Below are 17,506 nucleotides of genomic sequence, written 5' to 3'. Positions count from 1 at the left end.
CGCGAAGTGGGGGCTATGCGATCTCCACGATGAGATCGCCGCCTTCCACCTTGGTGGCCTGCGTGATGGCCACCCGTTGGATGGTGCCGTCGATGGTGGCAGAAATGGTGGCCTCCATCTTCATCGCCTCGATGACGGCCACCGGATCGCCGGCCTTGACCTCATCGCCCACGGCCACCGACGGGGTGACCACGCCGGCGAATGGCGCGGCGACCTGGCCGGCCACGGCCGGGTTGGCCTTCTCCGCGGTGGCGGTGACGGACTCGACGGACTCGTCGCGCACCTTCATGGGGCGCACCTGGCCGTTGACGGTGCACACCACCGAACGCATGCCCTTTTCATCCGGCTCGCCGACCGCATCCAGGCGCACGTTCATGTTGCGCGAGGAGCCCGGCAGGGAGATCGAGATCTCCTCGCCTTCGACCAAGCCGTAGAAGAACTCGCGGTCGCCGAGCTTGGATACGTCGCCGAACATGCGGCGGTGGTCGGCGAACTCCTCGGCCGGCTTGGGGAAGAGCAGGCGATCGAGCGCGCCGCGGCGCTCCTTGGTGTCCTCCGACTCCAGGTGCGCGGCCTCCTCATCCGGGATCGCGGCAAGCGGATCCTTGCCCTGCTTGCGGCCCTTGAGTGCCTTATCGCGCAGCTCCTCGGGCCAGCCGCCGGGAGGCGTACCCAGGTCACCGCGCAGGAAGGCGATGACGGAATCCGGGATGTCATACTTCTGCGGATCCTTGGCAAACTCCGCGGCCGTCACGCCGGCGCCCACCAGGTAGAGCGCCAGGTCGCCGACCACCTTGGACGACGGGGTGACCTTGGTGGGGCGCCCCAGCAGCTCGTTGACATCCGCGTAGGTGTTTTCGATGAGCTCGAAGCGGTCCGCCAAGCCCAGCGCCGTGGCCTGGGCGCGCAGGTTCGACAGCTGGCCACCCGGGATCTCGTGGTGGTAGACCCGCCCGGTGGGCCCGGGGATGCCCGACTCGAACGGCGCGTAGAGGTTGCGCACGGCCTCCCAGTAGGGCTCCAAGTCACCCACGGCGTCCAGGCTGATGCCGGTGTCGCGGTAGGTGTGGGCAAAGGCGGCGACGATGGCCGACAGGGAGGGCTGGGAGGTGGTGCCGGACATGGGGGCAGAGGCGCCATCGACGGCGTCGGCACCCGCATCCGCGGCGGCGAGATAGGTGGCCAGCTGGCCGCCGGCGGTGTCGTGGGTGTGCACGTGCACCGGCAGGTCGAACTCCTTGCGCAGGGCCGTCACCAGCTTCTTTGCCGCCGCGGGGCGCAGCAGCCCGGCCATGTCCTTGACCGCCAGGATGTGCGCGCCGGACTCGACGATCTGCTCGGCAAGACCCAGGTAGTAGTCCAGCGTGTAGAGCTTTTCTGCCGGGTCCGTCAGGTCGCCCGAGTAAGCCATGGCGACCTCGGCGATGGTGGAGCCCGTCTCCAAGACGGCGTCGATAGCCGGGCGCATCTGGGAGACGTCATTGAGGGCATCAAAGATGCGGAAGATGTCCACCCCGGAGTCGGCGGCCTCGCGCACGAAGGCGCGGCACACTGTGGTGGGGTACGGGGTGTATCCGACGGTGTTGCGCCCGCGCAGCAGCATTTGGATATTGACGTTCGGCAGCGCCTCACGCAGGGAATCCAGGCGCGCCCACGGATCCTCGTGGAGGAAGCGCATGGCCACGTCATAGGTCGCCCCGCCCCAGGCCTCCACCGACAACAGGTTCGGCGTGAGCGCAGCGACGGCCTTGGCCGGCGGGATCAGCGCAGAACTGCGCACCCGCGTGGCCAACAAGGACTGGTGCGCATCGCGGAACGTGGTGTCCGTGACCGCCAGGGCGTCCTGCGCGCGCAGCTCCTCAGCGAACTTCTTGGGGCCAAGCTGCAGCAGCCGGTCGCGTGAGCCCCGCTTGAGTTCACCCGTGGGCAACTCCGGCAGCTTGTCCACCGGCATCAGGTCGGTGGGCCGCGGGCCGTGCGGCTTGTTCACCGTCATGTTGGCCAGGTAGTCCAGGATGCGGGAGGGCTCATCGTCGGCCGGGGGCGCCTGCAGCAGCCACGGGTGATCCGCGATGAAGCTGGTGGAAATGCGCGAGTGCAGGAAGTCATCCTCGCGCAGCAGCGCCCGCAGGAAGCCGATATTGGTGGCCACCCCGTTGACGGTGAACTCATTGAGCGCCCGCTGCGCGCGCGCCACGGCGCCGGCAAAGTTGGTACCCCGGCAGGTCATCTTGACCAGCAGCGAGTCAAAGTTCGGGGTGATCTCCCCGCCGAGAGAGGCCGCCCCATCCAGGCGCACGCCCGCGCCACCCGGCGAGCGGTACGCCGTGATGGTGCCGGAATCCGGGCGGAACCCATTGTTGGGATCCTCCGTGGTGATGCGGCACTGCAACGCCGCACCCTCCGTGGTGATGTCCTCCTGGCGCAGATCCAACTGATCCAAGGTGGCACCCGCCGCGATGCGCAGCTGCGCCTTGACCAGATCCACACCCGTGACCTCCTCGGTGACGGTGTGCTCGACCTGGATGCGCGGGTTCATCTCAATGAAGACGTGCTTGCCTTGATCATCAACCAAAAACTCCACGGTGCCGGCACCCTGGTAGCCAATGTGGCGGCAAAACGCCACGGCGTCCGCGCAGATGCGCTCCCGCAGCTTCGGGTCCAGATGCTGGGCCGGGGCGATCTCCACGACCTTCTGATGGCGGCGCTGCAACGAGCAGTCACGCTCATAGAGGTGGATGACGTTGCCGGCCTCATCGCCGAGGATCTGCACCTCGATGTGCTGCGGGTTGAGCACCGCACGCTCCAGGTACACGCTGGCGTCGCCGAACGCGGCCTCCGCCTCGCGGGAGGCCTCCGCAGCCAGCTCCGGCAGCTGATCCATCGAGGGCACAAAGCGCATGCCGCGCCCGCCGCCGCCGGCTACAGCCTTGACAAACAGCGGGAACTCCCGGCCTTCGGCCATGGCGACCAGCTCATCGACGTCCTTAGACGGCGCCGAATCATCCAAGATGGGCAGGCCGGCCTCGCGGGCCGCCTCCACCGCGGCCGCCTTATCGCCGGTGAGGTCAAGCACCTCCGGCGGCGGGCCAACAAAGGTGATGCCGTTGTCCGCGCACTGGCGGGCCAGCTCCGCATTCTCCGACAGGAAGCCATAGCCGGGGTAGACGGCGTCTGCGCCAGACTCCTTGGCCGCTCGGATGATCTCCGAGATAGTCAGGTACGCCTTGACGGGCGAGCCCTCGGCGCCGATGCGCACGGCCTCATTGGCAAACGCACGGTGGAAGGAGTTGCGGTCCTCCCGGGGATAGACGGCGACAGTCTGCGCGCCGACCTCATAGGCAGCACGAAACGCCCGAACGGCGATTTCTCCGCGGTTGGCTACGAGGATTTTCTTGAAAGAAGGCAGTGTTGGCGAAACCACGTTTGAAAAGTCCTTTCCCACGTGGGAATAGTGAGGGAAACTACGCGTGTCCATGAAGTCTAGCCCAGTATCTGGCCCCTCACGGCCGGATCCCCGCCCCGGTTTTATCCGAGGCGGGGCATACTACGCAAATGTGTTGGTCTGGCCGGTCCTACTCCAGGGACTTGTTGGGCACCGGACGCTGCTCGTGGCCGTTGTAGGCCGACAGCGGGCGGATGAGCGAGTTGTGCTCATTTTGCTCAATGATGTGCGCGGTCCACCCGGTGATGCGGGCCATGACAAAGATCGGGGTGAAGAACTGCACCTCGAATCCCAGCAGGTGATAAGCCGGGCCGGTGGGGAAATCGAGGTTGGGCTTAATGCCGGTGCGCTCGTCCATGGCCTGCGCCATGATCTCATACATCTGCACCCACTTGTCCCCGTCGTGCGCCTCCGCGAGCTCCCGGAATGCGGCCTCCATGGTGGGCACCCGCGAATCGCCGTTCTTGTACACGCGGTGACCAAAGCCCATGATCAGGCGCTTGTTGTCCAGGGCGTCCGTCACCCAGGCCTTGGCCTTGTCCGGGTCCCCGATCTCCAGCATGGTATGCATGACGGCCTCGTTGGCGCCGCCGTGCAGGGGGCCCTTGAGCGAGCCGATGGCACCGGTGACTGCCGAGTAGGTGTCCGACATCGACGAGGTGATCACCCGCGCGGTGAACGTCGAGGCGTTGAAGGAGTGCTCGGCGTAGAGGATCAGCGACTTGTCAAAGGCCTCCACGTCCGCGCGGTTGGTTGCCGGGGAGTCCTCCCCGTCGCCGAAGACCATGTAGAGGAAGTTCTCCGCGAAGCCCTTCTTCACCGACGGCTCCAGGTAGTCCTCGCCGCGGCGGCGGCGAATGTCCAGGGCGACCACCGTGGGCAGCTTGGCCATCAGCTCCAGGGAGGTGCGCCGGATGTGGTCCGAGTCCTTGGTGTAGGCCTCAGGATCCTGGGCGCCGATGTAGCTGACCGCCGACCGCAGCACGTCCATGGGGTGGCAGGACAGCGGCATGGCGCGGACCAAGTCGATCAGGCCGCGGTCGATGTGACGCAGGGCCTTTTCCCGGGCGGAGAAGCGGCGCAGCTCATCAGAGGTGGGCAGCTCGTCGTTCCACAGCAGGTAGGCCACCTCTTCGAAGGTGCAGTAGCGGGCCAGTTCCTGGACGGGGTATCCCCGGTAGGTCAGGGAGTTGGTTTCCGGGACGACCTTGGAGATGGCGGTGTAGTCAGCGACGACACCAGCCAGGCCCTTGTAGACCTTCGGCTCGTCCGCGGCGGGCGTTGCAGGAGTGGTGGAGGTGCTCATGGTGTAGTCCTTCCTTTCCGGGAAAGTGATCAGTGGGTGGGGTCGTAGGAGTCCGCCGAGTAGGTGAACACCTGCTGGTCAAACGCGTTGTATTCGGCGTAGCGCAGCAGCTCGTAGAGGCGCGAGCGGTGCTGCATGCGCTCCAGCCAGTCGGTCTGGGTGCCGGTTGCTGCGATGTCGGCCAGGGCAGATTCGACCTGGCCCATGGCGATGCGCAGCGTGGTCACCGGATAGATCACCGCGTTGTAGCCGATGCTTTCGAGCTGGCTGGCGGTGAGCAGTTCGGTCTTGCCAAACTCGGTCATGTTGGCCAGCAGCGGCACGTCGGGCACGGCGGCGCGGAAGCGCTCGAACTCCTCGGGGGTGTGCAGGGCCTCGGTGAAGATGAGGTCTGCGCCGGCATCCGCATAGGCCTTGGCCCGGTCGATGGCCTTGTCTATGCCTTCGACGCCGGCGGCGTCGGTGCGCGCGGAGATGACAAACTCCGGGTCGCGCCGCTCGCCGACGGCCGCGGAGATGCGCCGCACCATCAATTCGACGGGGACGACCTCCTTGCCGTCGAGGTGCCCGCAACGCTTGGGGTTGACCTGGTCTTCGAAGTGGCAGCCGGCCACGCCGGCGTCTTCAAACTCGGAGACGGTGCGCGCCGCGGACATCGGCTCGCCGAAGCCGGTGTCGGCGTCGACGAGGACCGGCAGGTTGGTCGCGCGGGCGATCTGGCGGGAGCGCCCGGCGACCTCAGTCAGGGTGGTCAGGCCGATGTCCGGCAGCGCCAGGTCTGCGGCGACGACAGCCCCGGAGACGTAGACGCCCTCAAAGCCGGCATCTTCGATGGCGCGCGCCACCAGCGGGGAGAACGCGCCCGGCAGGCGCTGGATGGTTCCGGAGGCCAGGCCGGCGCGCAAGGCGCTGCGACGTTGCGTGGGGGAAACGGGAGTGGAATACAGTGCTGTCATCAGAACAGTCCTTCGGGGGTCTGCGGGGCGCGGGCGAGCACGTCATCGTCGAGGTGAATGTTCAGCTCGCGCAGATCGTCAAGATCGGGCAGGGCTTGCGCCGCCTCCAAGAAGCGGTCCTGCTCGGCTGGGGCGACGACGCCGTGCGCCAGCGTCCGGAACTTCTCGATGTAGTTCTCGCGCGCGAACGGGCGCGCGCCCAAGGGGTGGGCGTCGGCGAGGGCGAGCTCATCGGTGAGGACGCGGGCGTCGGAAAGCGTGATCTCCACGCGCGCGCCGAAGGCCTTTTCCTCCGGGTCAACGGAGTGGTAGCGCCGCGTCCATTCCGGATCCTCGACCGTGGAGATCTTGCGCCACAGCTCAATGGTCTCCGGGCGGTGGGCACGCTCCGGCGCGTAGGAGCGCTCGTGGTGCCACTCCCCGTCCTCCAATGCGACGGCAAAGATGTACATGATGGAGTGGTCAAGCGTCTCGCGCGAGGCGTCCGGATCGAACTTCTGCGGATCATTGGAGCCGGTGCCAATGACGTAGTGGGTGTGGTGGCTGGTGTGGATGACAATGGACTCCACCTTGCTCAAGTCCCCGCCGGTGGCCTCCAGGACGGCCGGGCGCATGCGGCGCGCCAGGTCGATGGGCGCCTGGGACTGGTATTCGGCCGAGTGCTCCTTGGTAAAGGTGTCCAAGATGGCGCGCTTGGGCTCGCCGGGGCCGGGCAGCGGGATGGTGTAGGAGGCGTCCGGTCCGCCAAGCATCCAGGCGATGAAGCCGTCCTCGCCTTCCCAGATGGGCGCCGGGGATCCCTCGCCGCGCATGGCGCGGTCGATCGCCTCGATGGCCATCTTGCCGGCGAAGGCCGGGGCGAAGGCCTTCCAGGAGGAGATCAGGCCCTTGCGGGACTGGCGGGTGGCGGTGGTGGTGTGCAGGGCCTGTCCGATGGCCTGGTAGATGGTGTCAACGTCCAGGTGGAGGAGGCTGCCCAGCCCGGCGGCGACGGAGGGGCCCAGGTGGGCGACGTGGTCAATCTTGTGCTCGTGCAGGCACATGCCGCGGGTGAGGTCGACCTGGATCTCGTAGCCGGTGGCGATCCCGCGGATGAGGTCGCGCCCGGTGCTGCCGCGGTGCTGGGCCACGGCGATGATCGGCGGGATGTTGTCGCCGGGGTGGGAGTATTCGGCCGCCAGGAAGGTGTCATGGAAGTCCAACTCGCGCACGGCGGTGCCGTTGGCCAGGGCTGCCCACTCTGCGGAGTAGACCCCGGTGGCCCCGAAGACTTCCGCGCCGCCGGTGGTCACCGGGTGGGCCAGCGCCTGGGCGCGGGCGGCGGTGACGGGGCGGCGCAGGGCGGACGCGGCGGAGACGGCGGCGTTGTCGATGATGCGGTTGATGATCATCTCCGCGGTGTCGGCGGGGACGTCGACCTCGTCAGCCGCGACGGCGGCGATCTTGTAGGCGAGGTGTTCTGTGTAGGGGAAGTCCTCTGCCGAAGCGTGGGTGCGGACCTCGTGGTCAATCATGGGCGCCTCCTTTGGTGTGTGACCCCACCCCGGTAACTACCCCCGCGGGGGTAGTACTTTCCATGTCAATCAGTCGGATGATCGTTCTGCAACCAGCCGATTCAGGGGTATTGGGGGGATCTTTCGGTGGTGGCGTTCATGCTAGGCCGAAACGTGTGGCTGCAATCACAGTCCATGATGCGTACTATGCGTTTACACGTTCTGCACACTTTGCAATATCTGCTAATTCCCCAGCTAGAAGGTTCGCCAATCACCCTAAGGAGGCTGAAGCAGACATGACTAAGCTCTACGCCGGGGGTAGGATCCGCACCCTGCGTCGGTCCCACGGGCTGACCCAAGCGCAGATGGCACGGCGCGTGAACCTGTCCACCAGCTACCTCAACCAGTTGGAAAATGACCAGCGGCCCCTCACCGTCCCTGTCCTGCTCACCCTCACCCGCACCTTCGGGGTGCCCGCCGAGCACTTCTCCGGCGACGCAGAGACCCACACCGCCGCCCAGCTTGCCGACGCCCTCCCCAGCATCAACCCCACCGAACTGACCGACCTGGCCACCCGCCACCCTGACATCGCCCACGCCATCCTGACCAAGCTCAACCCGCCGGCCAGCCCCCACCCGCAGCCCTACGAGGCCGTCCAGGACTTCTTCTACCAGCACCGCAACTACTTCCCGGACCTCGACGCCGACGCCGAAGACTTCGCCGCCCGACTCGGGGACCCCCCACTGCGGCTCAGCCGCCTCGCCGCGGCCATAGACACCCACCTGGGCGTATCCGTCCGCTTCACCGGCTCCGCCACCGGCCCCCGGCGCCACCTCGACCGCGACGCCGGGGTGCTCACCCTGCGCCGAGACCTACGCGAGGCACAAATGTGCTTCGAGCTCGCCCTCGTCCTGGCCCTAGAGACCCGCACAACGCTTATCGACGCCGCCATCGCCGAACTCCACGACCCCCAAGCACGCGAGGTCGCCCGCCTGGGCATGGCCCAATACCACGCCGCCGCGGTGACCATGCCCTACACGGCCTTTAGGGATCGCGCCGAAGAGCTCCACTACGACATCGAGCTGCTCTCCCGGCACTACGGCGGCGGGTTCGAGGCCACCTGCCAGCGGCTGTCCACCCTCCAGCGCCCCGGGCGCGAAGGCGTGCCCCTCTTCTTTGTCCGCACCGACCGCGCCGGGAACATCTCTAAGCGGCAATCCTCCACCGCCTTCCACGTCCCCCGCGGCGGCGGATCCTGCCCCTTGTGGATCATCCACCGCGCCTTTGAAAACCCCGGGTCCATCGTCCGCCAGGTAGCCGTCATGCCCGACGGGCGCAGCTACCTGTGGATTGCGCGCACCGTCACCGAACCCGCCGGCGGGTTCGGCCAGCCCCAGAAGGAATTCGCCGTCGGCCTGGGATGCGACCTCCACCAGGCCCACCGGCTGGTCTACTCGCGCGGGCTCGACTTAACCGGCCAGTCCTCCACCCCCATCGGGCCGGGCTGCCGGGCCTGCTCGCGGCCCCTGTGCCCGCAACGCGCCTTCCCCCAGTCCGGGCACCGCGTGGTCGTCTCCTTTAGCTCCAGCGCACCCGGACCGTACGCGACGGCAACCGCCGCCGATGCGGACCCCGGCGCGCCGGTCGTGCGGTGAGCACCGGGGCGTCGATAAGCGGCTAGGGGTGCTTACTCCAGGTCGTCGTGCGAGACCAGGCTGCGCGCGGCCTCCGTGACCGAACCGGACAGGGACGGGTACACAGCAAAAGAGTCCGCCAAGGCGTTGACCGTCAGGTTGTTGGTCACCGCCACCGCCACCGGCAAGATCAGCTCGGAGGCCGTTGGTGCCACGATCACACCGCCGATGACAATGCCGGAATTGCGGCGACAAAACAGCTTGACAAAGCCGTGCTGAAGCGATCGCATCTTCGCCCGCGGATTGGTGGTCAGCGGCAGCATCACGCTGCGCGCGGTGACCTCGCCAGCCTCGATTTGATGCTGGGTCACCCCCACCGCGGCGATCTCCGGGCGGGTGAACACCGCCGTGGCCACCGTCTTGAGCCGCAGCGGACTGACCCCCTCCCCCAGCGCGTGGTACATGGCAATGCGCCCCTGCATCGCCGCCACGCTGGCCAGGGGAAACAGGTCCGTGCAGTCGCCCGCGGCATAGATGCCCGGCACGTTGGTGCGCGAGACCCGGTCCACCTTGATATGCCCGGACGGGGTCAACTCAACACCGATGTCCTCCAGCCCAATGCCTGAGGTTTGCGGCACCGAACCCACCGTCATCAGTGCGTGGCTGCCCGCAATCTGGCGACCATCAGTGGTAAAGACCGTCACCCCGGTGTCCGTGGCCGTCACCTTTTCCACGCGCGCATGCTTTTCCAGGCTCACCCCGCGCTCGGAGAGCACCGTCTCCAGCACGTCCGCCGCGTCCGCGTCATCGTGGGGAAGGATGCGGTCCCGGGAGGCGACCATGGTCACCTTCACGCCTAGCTCCGTGAACGCGGAAACGAACTCCGCGCCGGTCACACCCGAGCCCACCACGATGAGGTGCTCCGGCAGCTCGCGCAGATCGTAGATTTGCTGCCAGGTCAGAATCCGGCGCCCATCCGGGCGCGCGTCCGGCAGCACCCGTGGCGTGGCCCCGGTGGCAATGAGCACCAGGTCACACTCGATGAGCTCGGAGGAACCATCCGCCGCCGTGGCGCGCACCTGGTGGATGGTCTGGTGCGCCCCGCCATCTTCGATGCAACCCCGCCCGTTGATCACCCGGACCCCCACGTTTGTCATCTGCTCTGCGATGTCATCCGACTGCTCCCCGGCGAGCGCCTGAACACGCGCGTTCAGCGCCCCCAGATGCACCGTCGCCTGGGTGACCCCGTCGCCCAAACCCATCGCATCCGCGCGCCGCAGATCCGTGCGAATAGACGCGCCGGCGATGAAGGATTTCGACGGCACGCAGTCATGGATCACCGCAGATCCCCCCATCCCCTGATCTTCAATCAGCGTGACGCTGGCGCCATACTTTGCACCGGCGATCGCGGCCTCATAACCGGCAGGACCACCACCGATGATGACTATGCGCTGGGAAGCGGGCATGACAACAAACCTCCAAAACGGATCAACGGGAAAACAGATGCAGTGTCCCCCTCAGGGTAACCGACTCCCCACGGCAACCACCCCCGAAACCACCACGCACACCACGCCACCCGGTGCACCTGAAGGGGGAACACCAGTGCTTTTGTTCACTCACCCGCGCGCACTCAGTCCGCCGCGGCAGCGCCCCCGGCGGCCCCGGCACCCTGGCTGAGGCGGTCGATGGTTGCCGCAAACAGGCGCACCCCGACGCCGATGGCGCGCTCATCAACCACCAGGTCGCCCTGGTGCAGATCCTGCCGCGGCCCCTTGCCAGACCAACAGCCCAGCCGCGCCATGGTGCCCGGAACATGCTCCAGGTACCACGAAAAATCCTCCCCGCCAGACGACTGCGGGGCCTCAATAATGCACTGCGGGTCGACGGCCTGGGCGGCCTCCACCAGAAACGCCGTGGCAACCTCATCATTAATCACCGGCGGCACGCCCCGCTGATAGTGCACCTCATGGGAGCACCCGGTCGGTGCCAACACCTGCTCCACCAGCTCCACCAGCAGCGGCTCAATCGTGCGCCACACCCCAATAGAGGCAGTGCGCAGCGTGCCCGTAAGCACCCCGCGCGTAGGAATGGCGTTTGCCGCATGCCCCGCATCCACGCTGCCAAAAACCAACACCGTCCCCGTGCGCGGATCCACCCGGCGCGACAACAGCGCCGGCAGTTGCGTAATCAACGCCCCCAGGCCGTAGACCACATCCGCGCTCAAATGCGGACGCGAACTATGCCCACCCGGCCCAGTGACGTGAATAGACACAATATCTGTGGCCGACGTAATCGCCCCAGTGCGCACACCCACGTGGCCAACCTTGAGCTTGGGTTCCGCATGCACGGCAAAGATCGCGCCCACGCGCTCTAGGCACCCATAAGAAATAACCTCACTCGCCCCACCCTCAAGGACCTCTTCCGCAGGCTGGAAAATCACCCGCACGCCGCGCTCCAGCGGGGCATCCGCCAGGCTGCACGCCAGCGCCAAAGCAATGGTGGTGTGCACATCGTGGCCGCACGCATGGCTCACCGACGGGCGGGTTGAAGCGCACTCCAGGCCACTACTATCCGCGATGGGAAGTGCATCAATGTCCGCACGAAAAGCCACCAGATGCTCATCGTGCGGCCCAATGTCCACCATCAATCCGGTCCCCGGAAAACGCCGCGGCGTCAACCCATGGTCCTCCAACACCCGGGCCACAAATGCGGTGGTGGCGGTCTCCTGATGCGACAACTCCGGGTGCGCATGCAAATGCCTACGCCACGCCAGCACCTCCTCGCGGTTGCGCTCAAGCCACGCGCTGACATGCTGGGTTATGCGCACTGGGTCTTCCTCAAATCTGGGTCCATCTTTATCGAGCTCACCCGGTTGCGCCTGCGCCCTAGCCTGCGCTTATCGACGCCCCCACCCCTCACCCTAAGCAGGAATCCACCCGGGCAAGAAAGCATCAGGCACAGCCGCAGCCGGAGTTTCTGTGCTCATGATAGCCCGGGGCCGAGTTTTTCCTCGTCCTTACTCCTCTTTAGCGCCCGCTATACAGTCTGCTGCTGCGTCGCGTGCGGCAGGTGGGTTCCCTCCGGGGCCAGCCACGCGTGACGCCGGCCGTACCGGTATTCCGGCACGGCCGGCGTTGGCGGTCGCAGTCCTTCTCGGTGCTTTCTAGGCTTCTTCTAGGCCTCTTGGGGTGTGGTTGGAGAAGCGTCGGATGTGGCGGTCTCTGCCTCTGCCGCGAAGTTCTCCGCGGGCAGGCGCGGATCCGCCGGGGCTCCGCTGTCTTCCTTGTCTTCTTTGTCTTCCTTGCCTTCCTTGTCTTCCCCGATGGTCAGGACCATCGCCGTGGGCGGTGCACAGATGAGATCGACGTTTCGCATGGCCTGCGGAAAAAGTACTGCCGGTGGGACTTCCAGGGCGCGCGCAAGCCGGTACACCGTGGACATAAACGGATCATTTGGGGAGCCCTTAGAGGTTTCGTTGCGCTCCATGTTGCTGATCTGGTTGCGACTGAGCTGAGCCAAATCGCCCAGCTCCTGTTGAGTCAGCCCGCGCAACTCGCGGAGCTGGGAAAGGTTGCTGGCAAAGCAGTATCCATAGGAGGTCCACTGCGGCCAGTCTTCGAGCCCATTGCGATCCATACAGCCCACTGTGCACACCGCAATGGGAATTGTCTGCCAACTGCGGTTGGCAGACCGTCTTGTTGCAGCTACCTCGGCCTGGCTAGTCCCCAGCCATCTCTATGTTGCGCGGACCGTAGAGTCGGTCGCCGGCGTCTCCCAGCCCCGGAACGATGTAGGCGTCCTCATTGAGCTGAGGGTCGATCGCCGCAGTGACCAGGCGCACCGGCAGGCCGGAGTCCTCCAAGGCGGCGACCCCCTCCCGCGCAGAGACCATGCACACCGCCGTGATGTCCGTGGCCCCGCGGTCTGCCAGCAGGCGGATGGCGTGCAACAACGATCCGCCGGTGGCCAGCATCGGATCGACCACAAAGACCGGCTGCCCGGACAAGTCACGAGGCAGCGCTTCGAGATAGGGCACCGGCTCATGGGTAGTCTCATCGCGCGCCAAGCCGATGAATCCCACCTGCGCATCCGGGATCATGGACAACGCCGGGTCCACCATTCCCAGGCCAGCGCGAATGACGGGAACGATGATCGGCGGCTGGCTCAAGCGGGTACCCTGCGCGACTCCTACCGGGGTGGTGGTGTCAAAGTGCTCGACAGGCAACTCACGGGAAGCTTCATAGATGAGCATGGCGCCGAGGTCGGCCAGGGCGGCACGGAACGCGGCATTGTCACTGCGCGCATCGCGCATGAGGGTCAGTCTGGAGGCGGCCAAGGGATGGTCGATGACGGTGATGTCCATGATGACCATGGTAAGCCGCCGGGGCATGGGATTTGTGCCACGGGCGGGGAACCAACCTGACAGTCGGGAGAGTCGAATGGACCATGACACCTTTCCTGCACGCATCCCCTCCCCGCCCAATAGGCGCTGACCTTAACATCGACTGCACCCGGGCCCGGCGGCTGGCCTCCGAACTCGCCCAGGCCAGCATGGTCGGTCCCGCCGGGTTGCCCACTTTCCAGGGCGGTCCCGGCACGCAGGGCCTCGCACACGCCGCCCAGGCCGCCGCAACGATGCTGGCGGGAAGGCAATCTCGGCTCTGCGACCACCTGCACACGCTTGCGCAAACCTCTGCCCACTGGGTCGATCACCTCGACGCGACAGACTCCGCAGCCGCCCGAAGCCTCAACGAGGTGGCGCGATGATTCCCGTGCTGTCTGCGCTGCGCACGCTCGACGGGCTTCGCCCGCCAAGCTTTGCCACCTCTCCCCTCTCTGCGCTGCCGCTGCCCAACATCGACGAAATTGTCCTGGCCCTGGCCCGCGAACTGGACACCAATGCGTTTCCCATCCTCCATGCGCGCGAATCCCTCGGGCGTGACTACACGGACTTCTCCACCCTGACCGGACTGGCCGCCAGGCTGGTCGGTGCCGCCCGCGCCGATATTTTCACCATCGCCCAGCAGCTGTTCTCCCAGTGCGCCCGCGAGCTTCCCGCCCTGGCCTCAGGCAATCCCGTCATCATCGCCGGTGCAGTGGGCAGACTGGGCGCCCACGCCGCCGCTGCGGTCGCGCACGGCCAGGAGCGCGCCGCGCGCCTCGAAACAGAATTAGCTCCCGTCACCAGCTCGCTGGAAAAGCTAGCCGCCACCGATGACGCACTGCCCGCGCTGCCTGGGCCGCCCGTAGCCGCAGGCACCGCGGCACCTGATGCGGAAGCGGCGGGCGGGGCCGCCCCAGCTGCCGCGCACATACCCACGGCGACGCGCGCGCATGATCCCACACACCCTCCTGCGGAAGAAGACTCCCCCGAGCTGGGCGGAACTGCGGTGATGGAGGGGACGCAGACAAGCGATTCCGGATCCGCACAAGGCCGCCAAGCGGTTGCCGCGGCCCGCAGCGCCATCGGCACGCCGTACGCCTGGGGAGGCACCGGGAACGGCGGGTTTGACTGCTCCGGGCTGACCCAATGGGCGTGGCGCCAAGCCGGCGTGGAATTGCCCCGGCTCGCCCAAGACCAGTGCGTAGGCAGACAGGTCAGCGCTGCCGAGCTCCAACCCGGAGACCTGGCCGTGTGGGACGGCCACGTGGCCATGTACGCCGGCGATGGGCAGCTGATCGAGGCCGGTGATCCCGTGCAGACCAACCCACTGCGCACCTCAAACATGGGGATGGCTTTTAAGGGGTTCTTCCGGCCGACCGGTTAGGGCGTTTACGGTAAGATGCAGCGCCATGAGTACCAAAGCCATCGTCCCTGTGAAGCTTTCCCTTACCGAGGGCGATTTTTACACCCTCTGGGCTCCCGCCTGGCGTGAGCACGGCGCCCAATGGCAGGCCTTCTTAGGTGCCGACGATGAGCTCTACTTCTTCCGCTCCCCGGGCCAACTCCTGGCCTTCTTAGAGTCCGGAAAGCCCCACGACCTCACCGAACACCCCAAGTGGGAAACCTTCGCCGCGGCAGATGAGTCACGGGTCGCCCCGCAGGAGCGCCACACCTATGACATCATCGGCGCGCCCGCGCTGCTCGCCCAGCGCCCGTCACACGTCAACGTCAAGCAGCTCAGCGGCATCTTCGCCTTCACGCGCTCCCTGGCGCAGGTCTCCGGCGCTGAGGCCGTGGAGGTCTTCTTCGCCTCCCACTCCATCCTCCACAACGTTGACCGCGGCTTCGAGCACTACGCGGGCGAGCATGGGCTCAGCGAATGGTCCGGCGTGGGTCGGGTTGTTCTAGAAAACTGGAAGCGCGTCGTCGAGGCGCTGGATGCCAAGGTCACACTCGTCGACGTGGACGAGGCCGTGGGTGGGGACGCCGACACCCGCGTTGCCACCGCCGTAGCCAACGCTGCCGCCGCCAAGGAAAAGGAACGCGCGGCGCGCAAGGAAGAGCTGGACAACGCCGATCCTTACGACACCACCGTGTGGGCCACCTCGGGCATTGACCCCATCAAGATTGTCATCGACGGCTCCACCCTGTACACGCTGCGCACCTACGTCGATGACGTGCCCGTCTTCCTGGGCCGCTACGGCGAAATGTTCACCTTCAACAGCCGCAAGGCGCTGGTGCGGTGGATCATTGGCAATGACGAGCACAACCTGGCCAACCTGTCTACCTGGGAATCCCTCGTCGCCGCCGCCAACGACGGCCAATTAGACGTCACCGTCCACCCGGACAACGTCTACGCCTTCAACGGGCTGCGCCGCGACATTGCCAAGGGCGTCGACGCCGTGGACACCAAGCAGCTGGGCCGCTGCTACGAACTGCTTGCCGACGCCGCCGACTGGGCCGCCGACGACTCCCTGAACTCCTACTTCCTGGCCCACCCGCGCATGCAGGACTACATCGCCTACATGCTCGGCTCCACGGAAACCTCCGGGTACGTCCCCTCCGCCCCGTTTACCCAGCACTCCGAAGGCTGGGCAGAACTGGAAAAGATGCTGGTCAAGCGCTTCTCCCGCAGCTAGCGCCACCCCCTGGGCGGGGGCTGTGATTAAGAAAACACGTGGCCCCGTCCTACTATGTTGAGCGATGTTGACGCGACTTACCTCCGCCGCCCGCCTGCGCGCCCTGGCCTTGCCGCTTGCCGCCTGCCTTGTCCTGCCCGTTGCGGCAGGCCCCGCACTCGCTGTGGAGGTTGGTGCTGCGCCCGTGCCGGCACCAGCTCCCGCACCGGCGCCTGCCCCGGGGATAGCTCCGGCACCGCCGGCGGCGCCCGGCAACCCCGGTCCTGGAGGGGTCTCCGCTGATGCTGCTGATGCAGCCGATTCAGCCGGGGCCGATGGAGGCGAGTCGTCTGATCCCGCAGCCATCCCGACCCGCTCCGCCGCGCCCAATACGGACAACTGCCCCAATGCGCTGGTCCCCCCGCAGGCCCGCACCACCTCTGAGGCCCTGGCCCCCGGCCAGGCTGCGCCTACTCCCCCGCCGGTGACCTACCAGGGGCCCTGTGGGGTCAGCGCCGCTCCGGGATTCCAGGTACCCGCCGAGCTGACGGCCAGCTCCTGGCTGATTTTCGATATTGATTCCGGACAGATCGTTGCTGCCAAGGACCCGCACGGGCGCTACCGTCCGGCCAGCGTGATCAAGGTCCTGCTGGCCATGGTGGTCCTGCGCGACTTAAACATTGATGCGGTGGTCCCCATCAGCGAGGAGGCTGCCGGCATTGAAGGCTCGGCCGTGGGCGTGGGCACCACCGGGCGCTACACCACCCGCGACCTGCTCTATGGGTTGCTGCTGGCCTCCGGCAATGACGCCGCGACGGCCCTGTCCCAGGCACTCGGCGGCACGGACGTGGCGCTGGCCAAGGTCAACGAGCTGGCCCAGCAGCTCGGCGCCACGGACACGCACGTTGGTGCGGTCACCGGCCTGGATTCCGCCGGGCAGATGACCTCCGTGACGGACCTGGCACGCTTCTACCGGGCGGCCTGGCGCAACCCTCTGTTCGCCCAGATCGTCAACACCGAACACGTGGACTTCCCTGGCTACGATGACCACCCCGGCTACCAGGTGTGGAACGACAACGGCCTGTTCATGAATGATCCCGATGGCATCGGCGGCAAGACGGGCTACACCGATGACGCCAACCACACCTTCGTCGGCGGCATGGATCGCGGCGGGCGGCGCCTGGCCGCGGTGATTCTGGATACCACCATCGACAAGGGCCGCCCCTGGGAGCAGGCCCAACGCCTCCTCAACGCGGCCTATGCGCTGCCTCCAGCCGCCCAGATCGGCAGCCTGGATACGCCCCCACCCGCACCGGATGCCACCTCCGAGGCTCCCGAAGCCCCAGGCCCAGCCGAGGCGCATACGTCTTCCGCGCTTAGCGACGCCCACGGCACCCTCATCGGCGGCATCGTTGCGGCAGTCGTCATCATCGCCGCCATAGGTGCAGGTGTTTGGAGCCTGCGCCGGCGCCGGTAGTTTCCCACTGTTGAGGCCGGTAACTACCACCGCTGATTCAAGAGGTTTGCCGACTTATCCGAGTATCTTGTTCACAAGTCAGCTTCCCTCTGATGCCTCTGAGGTAGAGACTTGACCTAGGTTTTTCCGGGTTCGGGTCGACGTGTGCGCGTATGTGCTGTCCTCGCACTGCTGAGAAGGGCGCACCGCCAAC

Annotated in this window: 13 protein-coding genes; 5 read left to right on the top strand and 8 right to left on the bottom strand. The window is 66.6% G+C overall.

Going from position 1 to position 17,506, the window contains the following annotated elements:
- Positions 1–13: 13 nt before the first annotated feature.
- The 4 genes from LH390_RS02645 to prpD all read right to left on the bottom strand — a co-directional run bounded on the left by LH390_RS02645 (position 14) and on the right by prpD (position 7,221).
- Positions 14–3,478 carry a pyruvate carboxylase gene (locus LH390_RS02645; protein ID WP_399524505.1) on the bottom strand — a complete coding sequence of 1,155 codons (3,465 nt, stop codon included), beginning with the start codon at positions 3,476–3,478 and terminating at the stop codon, positions 14–16.
- A gap of 97 nt (positions 3,479–3,575) precedes the next feature.
- Positions 3,576–4,781: a bifunctional 2-methylcitrate synthase/citrate synthase gene (locus tag LH390_RS02640; protein ID WP_399524573.1), complete on the bottom strand. Its 1,206-nt coding sequence runs from the start codon at positions 4,779–4,781 to the stop codon at positions 3,576–3,578.
- Positions 4,781–5,707, bottom strand: a complete 927-nt coding sequence (gene prpB / locus LH390_RS02635) for a methylisocitrate lyase (protein ID WP_227280718.1) — start codon at positions 5,705–5,707, stop codon at positions 4,781–4,783. Before prpB ends, LH390_RS02640 begins: the two co-directional genes overlap by 1 nt.
- Positions 5,707–7,221, bottom strand: a complete 1,515-nt coding sequence (gene prpD / locus LH390_RS02630; RefSeq protein ID WP_227288267.1) for a 2-methylcitrate dehydratase PrpD — start codon at positions 7,219–7,221, stop codon at positions 5,707–5,709. The genes prpB and prpD overlap by 1 nt, the downstream gene beginning before the upstream one ends.
- A 275-nt stretch (positions 7,222–7,496) precedes the next feature.
- Here prpD and LH390_RS02625 point away from each other — a divergent pair, with 275 nt between their 5' ends.
- On the top strand, positions 7,497–8,855 hold the full coding sequence (locus tag LH390_RS02625) for a short-chain fatty acyl-CoA regulator family protein (RefSeq protein ID WP_227337389.1): 1,359 nt from the start codon (positions 7,497–7,499) through the stop codon (positions 8,853–8,855).
- Positions 8,856–8,887: 32 nt separating this feature from the next.
- Here LH390_RS02625 and LH390_RS02620 read toward each other — a convergent pair whose 3' ends face one another.
- From LH390_RS02620 to upp, 4 genes are all read right to left on the bottom strand, one after another.
- Positions 8,888–10,300, bottom strand: coding sequence for an NAD(P)H-quinone dehydrogenase (locus tag LH390_RS02620; protein WP_227280721.1), 1,413 nt, complete (start codon positions 10,298–10,300; stop codon positions 8,888–8,890).
- A gap of 164 nt (positions 10,301–10,464) precedes the next feature.
- Entirely contained in the window at positions 10,465–11,661 is a 1,197-nt protein-coding gene (locus LH390_RS02615) for an amidohydrolase (RefSeq protein WP_227280722.1), read from the bottom strand.
- Between the two features lie 347 nt (positions 11,662–12,008).
- Positions 12,009–12,470, bottom strand: a complete 462-nt coding sequence (locus LH390_RS02610; protein WP_227280723.1) for a helix-turn-helix domain-containing protein — start codon at positions 12,468–12,470, stop codon at positions 12,009–12,011.
- Between the two features lie 82 nt (positions 12,471–12,552).
- A complete protein-coding gene (gene upp / locus LH390_RS02605; protein WP_227288266.1) occupies positions 12,553–13,197 on the bottom strand; it encodes a uracil phosphoribosyltransferase in 645 nt (214 codons plus the stop codon).
- Positions 13,198–13,280: 83 nt separating this feature from the next.
- On the opposite strand from upp, the gene LH390_RS02600 reads away from it, so the two are divergent.
- The 4 genes from LH390_RS02600 to LH390_RS02585 all read left to right on the top strand — a co-directional run bounded on the left by LH390_RS02600 (position 13,281) and on the right by LH390_RS02585 (position 17,313).
- Positions 13,281–13,601, top strand: coding sequence for a hypothetical protein (locus LH390_RS02600; RefSeq protein ID WP_227280725.1), 321 nt, complete (start codon positions 13,281–13,283; stop codon positions 13,599–13,601).
- On the top strand, positions 13,598–14,602 hold the full coding sequence (locus LH390_RS02595; RefSeq protein WP_227326846.1) for a C40 family peptidase: 1,005 nt from the start codon (positions 13,598–13,600) through the stop codon (positions 14,600–14,602). The genes LH390_RS02600 and LH390_RS02595 overlap by 4 nt, the downstream gene beginning before the upstream one ends.
- Positions 14,603–14,627: 25 nt before the next feature.
- Positions 14,628–15,857, top strand: coding sequence for a hypothetical protein (locus LH390_RS02590; protein ID WP_227280727.1), 1,230 nt, complete (start codon positions 14,628–14,630; stop codon positions 15,855–15,857).
- 64 nt (positions 15,858–15,921) lie between these two features.
- Positions 15,922–17,313, top strand: coding sequence for a D-alanyl-D-alanine carboxypeptidase family protein (locus LH390_RS02585; RefSeq protein ID WP_227280728.1), 1,392 nt, complete (start codon positions 15,922–15,924; stop codon positions 17,311–17,313).
- The last annotated feature ends 193 nt before the right edge of the window (positions 17,314–17,506 follow it).

The sequence above is a fragment of the Corynebacterium uberis genome (assembly GCF_020616335.1).
Taxonomy (GTDB): Bacteria; Actinomycetota; Actinomycetes; order Mycobacteriales; family Mycobacteriaceae; genus Corynebacterium; species Corynebacterium uberis.
The sequence above is the reverse complement of the archived record's forward strand: the minus strand, read 5'-3'. Positions and strand labels throughout refer to the sequence as shown.